We start from the raw sequence: 12,552 nt of genomic DNA on the forward strand, positions 1-12,552 counted from the left end.
GAACGAGCAAAAGAGACCCGCCATTGGCGGGTCTCTTTCGTTGCTGTGCTTAGTGTTGCCTGGGCTTTCGCCTGGGTCTACGCGGCGCGGCGGGTGGTGCGTTCGGCGCGGGGTGGGAGCGCGGGGTCGACCAGGTACGCGGTGGCGCAGGTCGTACAGCAGCGCTCGGGGCAGTCGTCGCCGTGGCCGTCCCGGCACTCGGGCCGTTCGAGGACCCGGTCCGTACGGCAGGTCGGGCAGTAGGCGATCTCCTCCACGTAGCCGACGGTGCCATGGTGGGCGGCGCCGGTCGGGGACCTGGGGCCGCCGGCGTGTCGTACGCGGGGGTCAGGGGCCGACGCCGCGCAGCAGGGTGTCGACGAGGCGGGCGGCGAGGGCGTCGACGTCGGTGTCGTCGCGCCGGTCGGCGGTCTCGTGGATGAGCGCGTAGTAGACGCGGCGGGCCCAGTCGGGGTCGACGTCGGCCCGGAGTACGCCGGTGTCGCGGGCGCGGCGGAACAGGCCGATGCAGCGGTCGAGTACGTGCGCGTGCACGTCGGCGACCTCGGTGTTGGTGGTGGGGCGGCTCATCGCGAAGCCCCAGCCGAGCTTGACGCGCAGCACGTTCGCGGTGACCTGGTGCAGGGCGACCAGCGGCGGAGCCGCGTCCGGTACGGCGTCGACGGCGGCGCCGAACTGCCGGGCCGCCCACACCGACAGCGCGTCGAGCAGCGCCTCCCGGGTGGCGAACCGCCGGTGCACGGTCGTACGCGCGACGCCGGAGGCCGCGGCGATCCGTTCCATGCTGGCCGCCGGGTCGTCGGCCAGCACCCGTTCGGCGGCGCGCAGGATCGCCTGCTCGGTCCGCTCGGTGTCGGCCCGTTTCGTTCGCTCCACCGCCCACTCCCTCTCCCGGCCCGGCCACACTGCCAACACCCGGAACAGTAACAGTGGCGTGGCAGCTCACACCCTACTTGCAACAACGCTGATGCATGTCGTACGTTGACCGGCATCGGAGCTGACGCAACTTGGAGGCGATCATGGATCTGGGGCTGACCGGGAAGACCGCGCTGGTGACGGGCGCGAGCCGTGGCATCGGACTGGCCGTGGCGGCCGCGCTGCGTGCCGAGGGGATGCGCGTCGTCGGCGCCGCGCGTACCGCGTCGCCGGAACTGGCGGCGACCGGCGCGGTACCGCTCGTCGCCGATCTGTCCACTGTGGATGGTCCGGCCGAGCTGGTCACGCGGGCGCTCGCCGAGCTCGGCGAGATCGACGTACTCGTCAACAACGTCGGCGGTGGCGACAGCGGCGAGGGCCAGACCGGCGGGTTCCTCGGCTTCGACGAGGCGGCCTGGCAGCAGGGGATCGGGCTGAACTTCCTCAGCGCCGTGCGTACGACCCGGGCCGCGCTGCCGAGCCTGCTGCGCCGGCGTGGCGCGATCGTCACCGTGTCGTCGATCGGCGCCCGTCAGCCGAGCGAGGGCCCGGTCACGTACACGACGGCGAAGGCGGCGCTCACCGCGTTCGGGAAGGCGCTCGCCGAGGAGTTCGGGCCGCAGGGGGTGCGGGTCAACACCGTGTCGCCGGGACCGGTGCGTACCGCGATGTGGGTCGACCCGAACGGGTACGGCGCCGCCCTCGCCGCCGCGATGGGCGTACCGCACGAGGACCTGATCGCCGGGCTGCCCGCCGGCGCCGGCCTCACCACGGGGCGGCTGATCGAGCCGGCCGAGGTCGCCGCGCTCGTCGCGTACCTGGCGTCGCCGCTGGCCGGCAGCGTCGCCGGCGCTGACTACCGCATCGACGGCGGCGCGCTCAAGGTCGCCTGACCCGGCAGTTCAGGGGCGCGGGAGGCGTTTCGCGACGCCGTCCGGGGTCTGCCGGTAGCCGGCGACGTCGAGGCCGGGGCGGGACGCGGGGAGTACGACGGTGTGGGCGCCGAGGCGGGCGGCGAGCCGTTCGGCGGCGGTGAGCAGGGCGCGTTCGGCCCCCGTCGCGCCGGGGGTGACGACGAGCGGGTCGAGGCGTACGACGCCCGGTGCCGACGGCGCCAGGCCGCAGCACCCCACCGGTACGCCGGCGCGGGTGGCCAGCACGAACCGGGTGCCGGCCGGTACGGTGACCAGCTCGGCGAGGCGGGGGTCGTCGGACGCGACAGGTGCGACGTTGATCATGCGAGCGCCAGCCCGGACTCGATGGCCATGTCGAGGAAGTCGAGCGTGTCGCGGCGGAGTACGTCGGGCGGTCCGTACCGGGAGGGGTGGCCGGCGCGGATGCCGAGCGCGTCCACGACCAGCGCGTGCCACCGCGGATCGAACGCGGCCAGCGCGTGCCCGCCGCCCACGCACTTGGTCGACAGCCCGCCGACGCTGAGTACCTTGTGCAGCCGGCTCACCCCGAGCACCGCCCAGCAGGCCGCCCACTCCACCGTCCCCGCCGGCACGTCCTCGCCCGCGGCGGCGAACCGCGCGTGCAGGGACCGCCAGTACGTGGTGAGGTTGTCCAGGGTGTACGCGCGAACCGGGTCCGGGCCGGCGCCACCGATGTCCACCGCGCCGGGTTCCGGTCCGCGTACGGCGAGGCCGGCGGTGGCGAGCTCCGCGAACGTCACCGGGTTCAGCGCGAACCGCGTCGCCTCCTGGAACCCGTCCGGCGACATCGCGGGCGCGTCCGGGCAGTCCGCCCCCGCGGCGACGTCGTCCCAGCTCAGATGGGTGCCCTCGAACGCGATCCCCGGGTACTCGCGGCCGACCGCGGCGTGCGCGGCGGACAGTGCCGCGAGATCCGCCGTACCGGCGTGCCGGGAGAGTACGGCGACGAAGTCCACGTCGCTCGCGCCGTCGTGGAAGTCGCCGAGCGCCACCGAACCCACCAGGTACAACGCGTCGACGAGCCCCGGCGCCTGGTCGTCGACGGTACGCAGGAACGTGTCGGTGAGCGCCGTGGCGGGCGCGGGGATCGGCATCCGGTCACGGTACCGACACGACGAGGGCCCGCCGGCGGTGGCGGGCCCGGCGAGGTCGACCGTCAGCGGTGCACGGCGCAGAGCACGATCCGCTCCGCGAACGTGCCGTTCTCGGTGGCCTTCTTCTCCCGCAGGCGCTCCAGCTCCTCCGGGTCGGTGGACAGGTCGATGGCGAGAGCGCGCACCACCTCAAGGATGTCCACCAACTCGGCCGGGTTCTCCTCCTCCAGGAACTCGTGCATCTCCTCGACGAGCTTCGCGCGCAGCAGCGCCCGGTACTCGACGGGGTCGGCGACACGGGTCTCCGGACGGGCACCGGAAGCGGTCACGATCTCGGGGATCCGGTCCCGGACCAGCTTGTCGTGGCGTTCGGTCGGCATCGCACCATTTTGCGAGAGACAACGCCGGAACGCCACCGAAGCCTGCGACCGGTTCGTCCAACAATGCGGACATTCCTGCCAGCCAGGTCGGAACACGACCCGAAAACCCTCGTACGAGGTCCTTCCCACACCACCCGAGTGGGGCCGGGCCCGCGACGTACGTGCCGCGGCGGGCCCTCGACCAGTGGCTCAGCGCGTCGCGACGTCCACCCAGGTCGCTAGCGTGGCGGCCGCCGCACCCGAGTCGATCGCGGTCGTGGCCGCCTCGACCCCCTCGGCCAGCGCCGCGGTCACGTCACCGTCGAGCCCGCGGTACGCCGCGATCGCGGCCGCCGCGTTGATCAGCACCGCGTCCCGCACCGGGCCGGACTCACCGGCCAGCACCCGCCGCGCCACCGCCGAGTTGTACGCCGCGTCGGCGCCGCGCAGGTCGGCCGCCGTGGCCGGGGCCATCCCCAGGTCACCGGCGTGCAGCACGATCTCGCGGACGTCCCCGCCGGAGACGACCCACATCCGGGTCGGCGCCGTGGTGGTGAACTCGTCGAGCCCGTCCTCGCCGCGCAGTACCAGCGCGGAACAGCCGCGTTTCGCCAGCACCGCGGCCAGCACGGGGGCCATCCGCAGGTCGGCGCAGCCGATCGCGCCGGCCCGCGGGGTCGCCGGGTTCGTCAGCGGTCCGAGGAAGTTGAACACCGTCGGTACGCCGATCTCCCGCCGCGGCGCGCCCACGTGCCGGTATCCCGGGTGGAAGCGGGCGGCGAAGCAGAACCCGATGCCCGCCTCGCGTACGCACCGGGCGACGTCGTCGGGCCCCAGCTCCAGCGGTACGCCGAGGGCTTCGAGCAGGTCGGCGGCGCCGCAGCGGGAGGACGCGGCCCGGTTGCCGTGCTTGACCACCGGTACGCCAGCGCCGGCGACCACGATCGCGGCCATCGTCGAGATGTTCACGGTGTGCGCGCCGTCCCCGCCCGTACCGACGACGTCGGCGGCGTCGGCGAGCCCGTCCACGCGCGCCACGTCGGGGCGGGTGGTGTGCGCGAGCATGACCTCGGCGATCGCGGCGACCTCGGCCGGCGTCTCGCCCTTGGCCCGCAGCGCCACCGCGAACGCGCCGATCTGCGCGCCCGTGGCGTTGCCAGCCATGATCTCGTCCATGGCCCAGGCGGTGTCCTCGACCGCCAGGGACTCGCCGCGCAGCAGCGTGGACAGCAGTACCGACCAGGTCCGATCGGCCATGGTGGGCCCCTCTAACGGTTCGTGGCGACCCGACCGTCGCGCTGCTGCCGGAGCAGGTCGGCGAGCGTCTCGGCGGTGGTCACCGGGTCCAGCGGGTGGGCGAGCACGGCGTCCGCGAGGGACCAGGCGGCGAGCCATCGGTCGGCGTCCCGGCCGACCACGACGACCGTCACCGGCGGGTCGAGAATCTCTTCCTTGACCTGGTGTGCGATGCCGATGCCGCCGGCGGGCCACGCCTCGCCGTCGAGCAGCATCAGGTCCACGTCGTGCTCGTCGGCGTGCTTCAGCACGTCGCGCTGGTCCGCGCTCTCGACGAAGGTGACCGCCAGATCCGCAGCGGGACGGGCGCCGATCGCCAGCCGCATCCGCTCCCGGACCTTCTCGTCGTCGCTGTAGAGCAGGACGGTGCGGGTGGTCGGCTCCTGGGCGTTGGCCATGTCTTCAAGCTCCCGCAATATGTGCTGGCCGGACGCCACGGATCGTACTCGCCGCCCCCGCCGGCACCGCGCCCGCCTGCGTTCCGGTGATTTTGACCCCCGCACCGCCCGATCGGTGCAGGCTTGAGCTCGTACCGGCGGCAACCGGAGGTCGTGCATGCGGGCACACAGGCGCGGGACGAGTGGTACGAGGGCGACGGGTGACACCCGGCGGTCGGTGCCTACCTCGGAGGGGCAATAATGTCCGGCGTGACTGCGGCCCCCGCTATCGAGCAGAGTCGGATCCACTCGCTGACCAGGCCCAACATGGTCAGCGTCGGTGTGATCATCTGGCTCTCCAGCGAGCTCATGTTCTTCGCGGCGCTCTTCGCGATGTACTTCTCGATTCGCGCCGCCGCCCCCGGTCTGTGGGAGCACCACACCAAGACCCTGGACGTGCCCTACGCGCTGACGAACACCATCATCCTGGTGCTGTCGTCGGTGACCTGCCAGTTCGGTGTGTTCGCCGCCGAACGCGGCAACGTCTACGGGCTGCGCCGGTGGTTCTCGATCACGTTCATCATGGGCCTGATCTTCGTGCTCGGGCAGCTGAACGAGTACCACACGCTCTACGGCGAGGGCCTCAAGCTCAGCACCGACGGCTACGGCTCGATGTTCTTCCTGACCACCGGGTTCCACGGCCTGCACGTGACCGGCGGACTGATCGCGTTCATCATCTACATGGTCAGGACGACGCTGTCGAAGTTCACACCGGCGCAGGCGACCGCGGCGATCGTCGTGTCGTACTACTGGCACTTCGTCGACGTCGTGTGGATCGCGCTGTTCAGCATGATCTACATCCTGAAGTGACGCCGGTGCCCGACACCCCAAGTGAATTACATCGTCGCCGGTGGGCACCTCGGCCGGCGGCGACCGACCCGCAAGGTGAGGCCATGACAGTGCGACGCGCGGCGGCCCGCTCCGCCGGAGTTGCGATGCCGACTCCGGAGGCCACCCCATGACGGCTGCTCGTACGGATTCCCGCGCCAAGGGAGGGTTGCGCCGCAAGCTGGGCACGGCGGCCCGGCTGGTCGCGGCGCTGGCACTCGCCGGCGGCGTGTACACGGCGTTCGCCCCGTCCAGCCAGGCGGACGACACACCGAAGCAGCAGGCCCTGTCGGCGGCCGCCCAGCACGGCAAGCAGCTGTACGACACGAGCTGCATCAGCTGCCACGGCCGCAACGCCGAGGGCGTCAAGGACCGCGGCCCGAGCCTGATCGGTGTCGGGTCGGCGGCGGTCGAGTTCCAGGTGACCTCGGGCCGGATGCCGATGGGTCGGCAGGAGGCGCAGGCCACCCGGAAGACGCCGAAGTTCGACGACACCCAGGCCAAGCAGCTCGGCGCGTACATCCAGGAGCTGGGTGGCGGGCCGCAGATCCCGGACGGGAACCTGCGCAAGGGTGACCTCGCCGCCGGTGGCGAGCTGTACCGGGTGAACTGCTCGTCCTGCCACGGCTTCTCCGCCGGTGGCGGCGCGCTGTCGTCCGGCAAGTTCGCGCCGAGCCTGAGCCCGGCGACGGACCGCCAGATCTACGCGGCCATGCTCACCGGCCCGCAGAACATGCCGGTCTTCGGCGACAACGAGCTGACTCCGCAGGAGAAGATGGACATCATCGCGTATGTCCAGAACATGAAGGCGGACCAGGACCCGGGCGGCTGGAACATCGGCGCCATCGGACCGACGACCGAGGGCCTGGTCATCTTCCTGGTCGGGATCACGTCGCTGCTGTTCGCGACGCTCTGGATTGCGGGGAAGTCATGAGCACACCGGACACCGAGCGCGAGGCGCCGGAGTTCGACCCGGACGACCCGAAGCTGACCCGCTTCGACCTGGTACGGGAGGCCGCCCGTCGGGACGGCGTCGAGATCGTGCACTACGAGCCGCGGTTCACGCAGCCCGGTAGCAAGGAAGAGAAGCGCGTCGTCCGGTTCATCGCGCTGTGCTTCGCGATCGTCGGCCTGACCGCGCTCGCCTTCATCGTGGCGTACGTGGCGTGGCCGTGGCAGTACAAGGGCGGGGCGAACCTCAACAAGTGGTACACGCCGGTCCTGGGCGCGACCCTGGGCCTGTCGCTGCTGTTCATCGGTATCGCGATCGTGACCTGGGCGAAGAAGCTGCTGCCCGAGGAGGTCTCGGTCCAGGAGCGGCACGAGGGCGCGTCGCCCGACGACGAGCGCAAGCTGACCGTCGCGACCACCCTGAACGTGGTGGACGAGCTGGGCATCAAGCGCCGTCCGCTGCTCAAGGGCGCGATCGCGCTCGGCCTGGCGCCGGTCGGCGTGGCGGCGATCATGCCGCTGGGCGGCCTGATCAAGGACCACCGGTCGGACCTCATCCACACCGCGTGGAAGAAGGGCGTCCGGCTGATGCACGACGATGGCACGCTGGTGCGGCCGGAGGACGTCAGCGCGGGCGGCCAGATCACGGTGTTCCCGGCGATCCCCGAGGGCAACTCCAACAAGTACGCCGACTCGCCGACGCTGCTCATCCACCTGCGGGAGGACGACGCGGCGAAGACGCGGGCCAACGCGCTGCCCATCAACAAGGGCGCGCAGTGGCAGAACTACGTGGCGTACTCGAAGATCTGCACCCACGCCGGCTGCCCGGCCAGCCTGTACGAGCAGCAGACCAACCGGCTGCTCTGCCCGTGCCACCAGTCGCAGTTCGACATCCTCAACAACGCCCGCCCGATCTTCGGTCCGGCCACCCGGCGGCTCCCGCAGCTTCCGATTACGGTGGACGGTGACGGCTACTTCGTCGCCACGTCGGACTACAAGGTTCCGATCGGCCCGGGTTTCTGGGAGCGGCCATGAAGCGTCCGAAGTTCAACCCGAAAGAGGCGCCCGGCCAGGTTGCCGACTGGACCGACCAGCGCCTCGGCATGGCTGGGTCGATCCGGCGGCAGCTCCTGAACAAGGTCTTCCCGGACCACTGGTCGTTCATGCTGGGCGAGATCGCCCTGTACTCGTTCATCATGCTGCTGCTGACGGGTACGTTCCTGGCGTTCTTCTACACCCCGTCCTCGACCGAGGTCGTCTACCACGGGTCGTACGTGCCGCTCCAGGGCATCAAGATGTCCCAGGCGTACGCGTCGTCACTGAACCTGTCGTTCGACGTGCGTGGCGGCCTGATCCTCCGGCAGATCCACCACTGGTCCGCCCTGCTGTTCATGGCGTCGATCGTCGTGCACATGCTGCGGATCTTCTTCACCGGTGCGTTCCGGCGCCCGCGTGAGGTCAACTGGATGATCGGCTTCCTGCTGTTCTGGCTGGGCTTCCTGGAGGGCTTCGCCGGCTACTCGCTGCCGGACGACGCGCTGTCCGGTACCGGCCTGCGCATCGCGGACGCGATCATGCTGTCGATCCCCGTGGTCGGCACCTGGGTGTCGTTCTCGATCTTCGGGGGCGAGTTCCCGGGGGACGTGATCCTGCAACGGTTGTACATCGCGCACGTGTTCCTCGTGCCGGGCATCATCCTGGCCTTGGTCGCGGTGCACGTACTGCTGGTGTTCAAGTTGAAGCACACGCAGTGGGCCGGCCCCGGCCGGACCGAGCACAACGTCGTCGGGCACCGCATGTTTCCGGGCTTCGCGGCCAAGGGCGCGGGCATGTCGATGGTGGTCTTCGGCCTGCTGGCGCTGCTGGGCGGGCTGATCCAGATCAACCCGATCTGGCTGTTCGGCCCGTACAAGGCGGCCGTGGTGTCGTCGGCGTCGCAGCCCGACTGGTACGTGATGTTCCTGGACGGGTCGACACGTCTGATGCCGCCCTGGGAGATCCGCATCCACCTGTTCGGCCACGGGTACACCGTGCCCCCGTTGTTCTGGCCGACGGTGGTGCTGCCCGGCATCCTGACGATGGTGGGCCTGCTGTATCCGTTCCTGGAGCAGCGGTTCCTCAAGGACAAGGCGCACCACAACCTGCTCCAGCGGCCGCGCGATGTGCCACTGCGGGCCGGCCTCGGCGCCATGGCCGTGGCGTTCTGGCTGGTACTGACGATCTCCGGCGGCAACGACGTGCTCGCCCAGAAGTTCGACATCAGCCTGAACGCGATGACGTGGGCCGGCCGGATCGGCATCCTGATCGTCCCGCCGCTGGCGTACTACGTGGTCTACCGGCTGTGCCTGGGGTTGCAGCAGCACGACCGGGAGGTCCTGGCGCACGGCGTCGAGACCGGCATCATCAAGCGGCTGCCGAACGGCCAGTTCATCGAGGTGCACCAACCGCTGGGCCCGCCGGACGAGCACGGCCACACCGAGCTGCCGTACCGCGGCTGGGTGGTGCCGAAGAAGATGAACCGGATCGGCGCGATCGGCCCCGCGGTCAAGGGCTTCTTCGTACCGGTGGAGAAGCCGGAGGAGGCCGCTCCGGTCTCGCCGGCCCCGTCGCGCGAGGAGATCACCTCCGGCCGCGACTAGGTCCACGACCCACGAACGGGGCGTCCGCACTGCGCGGGCGCCCCGTTCCGTTTGCCCCACGACCCCCGGGTACGGCAGGATGCCGGCGTGGCGATCGCCCTTCCAGACACTGAGGTCTGCACGTTCTGCGGCACGCTTGCCGGCGACTTTCCGTACACGATCCTGGATCGGGACGACCGGGTGGCCATCCTGGTCACCCGGGAGCAGCGGGGCGTCGCCCACCTGCTCGTCATCCCGGTACTGCACCGCGCGACGGTGCTCGACCTGGCACCGGACGAGGCGTCGGCGGTGATGGCCGGCGTACAGCGGGCGGCACGTGCGGTGGCCGCGGCGCACGACCCGGACGGCATCTGCGTCTGGCAGAACAACGGCGTACCGGCCCGGCAGACCGTGCCGCACGTGCACTTCCACGTGGCCGGTACGTTGCCGGGCGGCGGGACCGAGTGGGGTGACGTACCGCGGCTGTCGGTGGGGGAGACGGACGAGATCGCCGAGCGCCTCCGCCCCCACCTGTAGCCGGGCGTTCCCGGGCTCCGTCGCCGGCTGGGAGCCGGTGGCGCCGGCTCAGAGGGTGTCGGCGAAGGCGAGGAGGCGGGCGGCGAGCGGGCCGCCGGCCCGGGTCCAGCGGAAGTGGTTCATCGGGGCGCCGGACTCGTCGCTGGTGTAGTGGTGCCGGGTCACGGTGGTGCCGGTGAACTTCGCGGTGAAGTGGTCCAGGGTGGACGCCGGGGTGAGCCGGTCGCCGGCGACGCTGACCCCGAGCACCGGTACCTTCACGTCGGCGAGCCGCGCGTCCGCGTCGGCGCCGTCGATGGCGGGGAAGTCGCCGGTGCGTACGACGTGGGCCCAGTCGCGCATGATGCCTCGGGACTGCCGGCCGCCGAAGCCGAGCCGGTGGCCCGGCCAGTATCCGAGGCCGGCGGACAGCCCGGTGATGACCGGGGTGACGGCGCGCAGGCCCACCCCGTACCAGCCGGGGTAGTAGCGCTTCCACGGGGTGCCGGAGGCGACGAGCGCGAGGCCGGCGCCGGTGCCGCCGAGGGCGAGGTGGAGTGCCGCGGCGTGGCCGCCGAGGCTGTGCCCGATGAGCAGCGGCGCGTCGGCCCCGAGCTCGGCCAGTACGGTGGCGACGTCGTCGACGAGCTCCGCGTACCCGTAGCGGCTGGCGCGGGTGGGCAGCGGGGTGCTGGCGCCGGTGCCGCGCAGGTCGGCGACGACGACGTCGAGGCCGCCGGCGGTGAGCGGGGCGACGAAGCCGTCGTAGTACGCGGCGGGGACGCCCATCGCGGGCAGCAGCAGCGCGGTGCGCCCGCCGCCCGCCGGGTGGACGCGCAGCGCGAGGCGGTCACGGCCGCGCGTCAGGTACCGGGTCTCGACGGGACTCATGCCCTCATGTTACCGGCGGGTAGCGACGATGGCTGTGGCGTTCGTCGCCGTACCGACCTCGACCGTGACGTACCGGGGGTCGGTCAGCCAGGCGAGCCGCAACCCGTCCGGCCGCCCCTGGTACGTCGGGGGCCAGTCCGGCGACGGCGTGAAGTCGTCCAGCACCACCACGCCGCCCGGCGCGACCAGCTCGGTCACCGCGTCCGGCCCGCCCTGCTTCGCCCCGCCGTCGCAGAACAGCACCCGGTACGGCCCGTACCCGGCAAGCGCTTGCCAGTCCTCCGCCAGCACCCGTACGGCCGGGTCGTCGGCGAAGAGTGCGGCGGTCGCGGCGGCACGGGCCGGGTCGCGTTCCACGGTGACCAGGCGGGCGCCGGCCGGCAGACCCGACCGCAGCCAGGCCGTACCGACGCCGTGTCCACCGCCCGCCTCGCCGACCGCACCGTCCCCGGCCGTCGCGGCGAGCGCCGCCAACAACCGGCCGACCCCGTCGGTACACGAGAATCCGAAGCCGGAGGCGCGGGCACCTGCGCGGGCGGCGGCGACCAGCGGCGGCACCGGCCGGGTAGTCAGTCGGCGTCCTCGAAGCCGATCGCGAACGCCTCCTCCAGGTCGTGCCGGGAGTACGCGCGGAACGCGATGTGCGTCTCGGTGTCGACGACGCCCGCGGTCTTGCTGATCCGGTCCGCGATCACGTCGGCGATGTTCTCGAACTCGCGGACCCGGACCACGGCGATCAGGTCGACGTTGCCGGCCGTCGAGTACACCTCGCTGACGCCGGGCAGCTCGGCGAGCGTCCGGGCCACCTCGGGGATCGAGTCGGTCTGGCACTGGATGAGGACGATCGCGGTGATCACCGTGCGCTCCTGCCTGTCGACCTGCCCTGCCCGGTCATGCTAAGTCACGCCGCCGGTCGGCCGGCGCGGACCGTCACGGGCGAGCCGTCCGGTGCGACCGCGCGTACCGCGTCGACGAGGTGTTCGCCGGCCCGTACGGTCGCGCCGGGCCAGACGACGCTGCGGGTCAGCGTGCCGGCCACCGTCGCGCCGGCGCCGACCACGCTGGCACCGCCGGAGGCGTGCAGGTTCGCGGCGAGGTAGTCGGCGGGGGTGCCGCAGTCGAGGAAGACCCCGTCGTACCGGACGAGGTCGAGGCGTCCGGCGGCGTCGGCGTGCCGCCACGGGACGTTCAGCTCGGAGGCGCCGGTGGGCAGCGCGGCGACCAGCGGCCACGGGGCCAGCGACGCGCCGGCGAACCGCAGCGTACGTGGGCCGGCGCTCGGGAAGTCGCCGCGCGTGGCGTCCGGTACGACGAGGAGCCGGGGACGGTCACCGGCCCAGCCGGCCAGCAGCTCCGCGTACGGCGCGCCGCCGGCCAGGTAGCCGTCCGCGTTGCACACCAGGACGTCCCGGCCGGCGATCCAGTCCCGCAGGTTCGCCACGCCGCCCCCGGTACCGAGCGCGGGCGGCGGCTCGACCGACACGTGCACCCGGCCGTCCAGGTGCGCGACGATCGCGTCCGCCAGGTAGCACGCGTTGACCGCGACGTGGGCGGCACCGGCGAGCCCCAGCCCGGCGAGCCGGTCGAGCGTACGGTCCAGCAGCGGCACGCCGTCCACCGGACACAACGGCTTCGGTACCAGCTCGGTCAGCGGACGCAGCCGCCGGCCCTCACCCGCGGCCAGGACGACCGCACACAGTTCCCGCACGGGT

At 72.0% G+C, this 12,552-nt stretch carries 17 protein-coding genes; 6 read left to right on the forward strand and 11 right to left on the reverse strand.

Annotation, left to right across the window (positions count from 1 at the left end; translation table 11 throughout):
- Positions 1–77: 77 nt before the first annotated feature.
- Entirely contained in the window at positions 78–257 is a 180-nt protein-coding gene (locus tag Aru02nite_RS21585) for a hypothetical protein (protein ID WP_203660521.1), read from the reverse strand.
- A 70-nt stretch (positions 258–327) separates the two neighbouring features.
- Complete coding sequence (locus Aru02nite_RS21590; RefSeq protein ID WP_203660523.1) at positions 328–876, reverse strand: TetR/AcrR family transcriptional regulator; 549 nt, start codon at positions 874–876, stop codon at positions 328–330.
- A 143-nt stretch (positions 877–1,019) separates the two neighbouring features.
- Here Aru02nite_RS21590 and Aru02nite_RS21595 point away from each other — a divergent pair, with 143 nt between their 5' ends.
- On the forward strand, positions 1,020–1,808 hold the full coding sequence (locus Aru02nite_RS21595) for an SDR family oxidoreductase (protein WP_203660525.1): 789 nt from the start codon (positions 1,020–1,022) through the stop codon (positions 1,806–1,808).
- Between the two features lie 9 nt (positions 1,809–1,817).
- Here the strand turns inward: Aru02nite_RS21595 and Aru02nite_RS21600 are convergent, their stop codons facing one another.
- The 5 genes from Aru02nite_RS21600 to Aru02nite_RS21620 form a co-directional block, all read right to left on the reverse strand.
- Complete coding sequence (locus Aru02nite_RS21600) at positions 1,818–2,153, reverse strand: GNAT family N-acetyltransferase (RefSeq protein ID WP_203660528.1); 336 nt, start codon at positions 2,151–2,153, stop codon at positions 1,818–1,820.
- Positions 2,150–2,944 carry a nucleotidyltransferase domain-containing protein gene (locus Aru02nite_RS21605; RefSeq protein ID WP_203660530.1) on the reverse strand — a complete coding sequence of 265 codons (795 nt, stop codon included), beginning with the start codon at positions 2,942–2,944 and terminating at the stop codon, positions 2,150–2,152. The genes Aru02nite_RS21600 and Aru02nite_RS21605 overlap by 4 nt, the downstream gene beginning before the upstream one ends.
- A gap of 62 nt (positions 2,945–3,006) precedes the next feature.
- Positions 3,007–3,324, reverse strand: a complete 318-nt coding sequence (locus tag Aru02nite_RS21610; RefSeq protein ID WP_203660533.1) for a nucleoside triphosphate pyrophosphohydrolase — start codon at positions 3,322–3,324, stop codon at positions 3,007–3,009.
- 189 nt (positions 3,325–3,513) lie between these two features.
- The gene (gene trpD / locus Aru02nite_RS21615; RefSeq protein ID WP_203660535.1) at positions 3,514–4,560 is read right to left on the reverse strand and encodes an anthranilate phosphoribosyltransferase; all 1,047 of its coding nucleotides are present in this window, start codon (positions 4,558–4,560) and stop codon (positions 3,514–3,516) included.
- An 11-nt stretch (positions 4,561–4,571) separates the two neighbouring features.
- Entirely contained in the window at positions 4,572–4,997 is a 426-nt protein-coding gene (locus Aru02nite_RS21620) for a response regulator transcription factor (RefSeq protein WP_203660537.1), read from the reverse strand.
- A 249-nt stretch (positions 4,998–5,246) separates the two neighbouring features.
- Between Aru02nite_RS21620 and ctaE the strand changes: the two genes are divergently transcribed.
- The 5 genes from ctaE (at position 5,247) to Aru02nite_RS21645 (ending at position 9,970) form a co-directional block, all read left to right on the forward strand.
- On the forward strand, positions 5,247–5,846 hold the full coding sequence (gene ctaE, locus Aru02nite_RS21625) for an aa3-type cytochrome oxidase subunit III (protein ID WP_239076857.1): 600 nt from the start codon (positions 5,247–5,249) through the stop codon (positions 5,844–5,846).
- Between the two features lie 148 nt (positions 5,847–5,994).
- Positions 5,995–6,798 carry a cytochrome bc1 complex diheme cytochrome c subunit gene (gene qcrC, locus Aru02nite_RS21630; protein WP_203660541.1) on the forward strand — a complete coding sequence of 268 codons (804 nt, stop codon included), beginning with the start codon at positions 5,995–5,997 and terminating at the stop codon, positions 6,796–6,798.
- Complete coding sequence (qcrA, locus tag Aru02nite_RS21635) at positions 6,795–7,850, forward strand: cytochrome bc1 complex Rieske iron-sulfur subunit (protein WP_203660543.1); 1,056 nt, start codon at positions 6,795–6,797, stop codon at positions 7,848–7,850. Before qcrC ends, qcrA begins: the two co-directional genes overlap by 4 nt.
- On the forward strand, positions 7,847–9,454 hold the full coding sequence (qcrB, locus tag Aru02nite_RS21640; RefSeq protein WP_203660546.1) for a cytochrome bc1 complex cytochrome b subunit: 1,608 nt from the start codon (positions 7,847–7,849) through the stop codon (positions 9,452–9,454). Before qcrA ends, qcrB begins: the two co-directional genes overlap by 4 nt.
- 87 nt (positions 9,455–9,541) lie before the next feature.
- Positions 9,542–9,970, forward strand: a complete 429-nt coding sequence (locus Aru02nite_RS21645) for an HIT family protein (RefSeq protein WP_203660548.1) — start codon at positions 9,542–9,544, stop codon at positions 9,968–9,970.
- Between the two features lie 48 nt (positions 9,971–10,018).
- Here the strand turns inward: Aru02nite_RS21645 and Aru02nite_RS21650 are convergent, their stop codons facing one another.
- The 4 genes from Aru02nite_RS21650 to Aru02nite_RS21665 are packed head-to-tail and all read right to left on the reverse strand — an operon-like array spanning position 10,019 to position 12,548.
- A complete protein-coding gene (locus tag Aru02nite_RS21650) occupies positions 10,019–10,840 on the reverse strand; it encodes an alpha/beta hydrolase family protein (protein ID WP_203660550.1) in 822 nt (273 codons plus the stop codon).
- 9 nt (positions 10,841–10,849) lie between these two features.
- Positions 10,850–11,398 carry an O-methyltransferase gene (locus Aru02nite_RS21655; protein WP_203660551.1) on the reverse strand — a complete coding sequence of 183 codons (549 nt, stop codon included), beginning with the start codon at positions 11,396–11,398 and terminating at the stop codon, positions 10,850–10,852.
- Positions 11,399–11,409: 11 nt separating this feature from the next.
- Positions 11,410–11,697, reverse strand: coding sequence for an Lrp/AsnC family transcriptional regulator (locus Aru02nite_RS21660; RefSeq protein WP_203660553.1), 288 nt, complete (start codon positions 11,695–11,697; stop codon positions 11,410–11,412).
- 44 nt (positions 11,698–11,741) lie between these two features.
- Positions 11,742–12,548: an NTP transferase domain-containing protein gene (locus Aru02nite_RS21665; protein ID WP_203660555.1), complete on the reverse strand. Its 807-nt coding sequence runs from the start codon at positions 12,546–12,548 to the stop codon at positions 11,742–11,744.
- Positions 12,549–12,552 lie beyond the last annotated feature (4 nt).

Origin of the sequence: Actinocatenispora rupis (assembly GCF_016861975.1) — a bacterium.
Lineage (GTDB): Bacteria > Actinomycetota > Actinomycetes > Mycobacteriales > Micromonosporaceae > Actinocatenispora > Actinocatenispora rupis.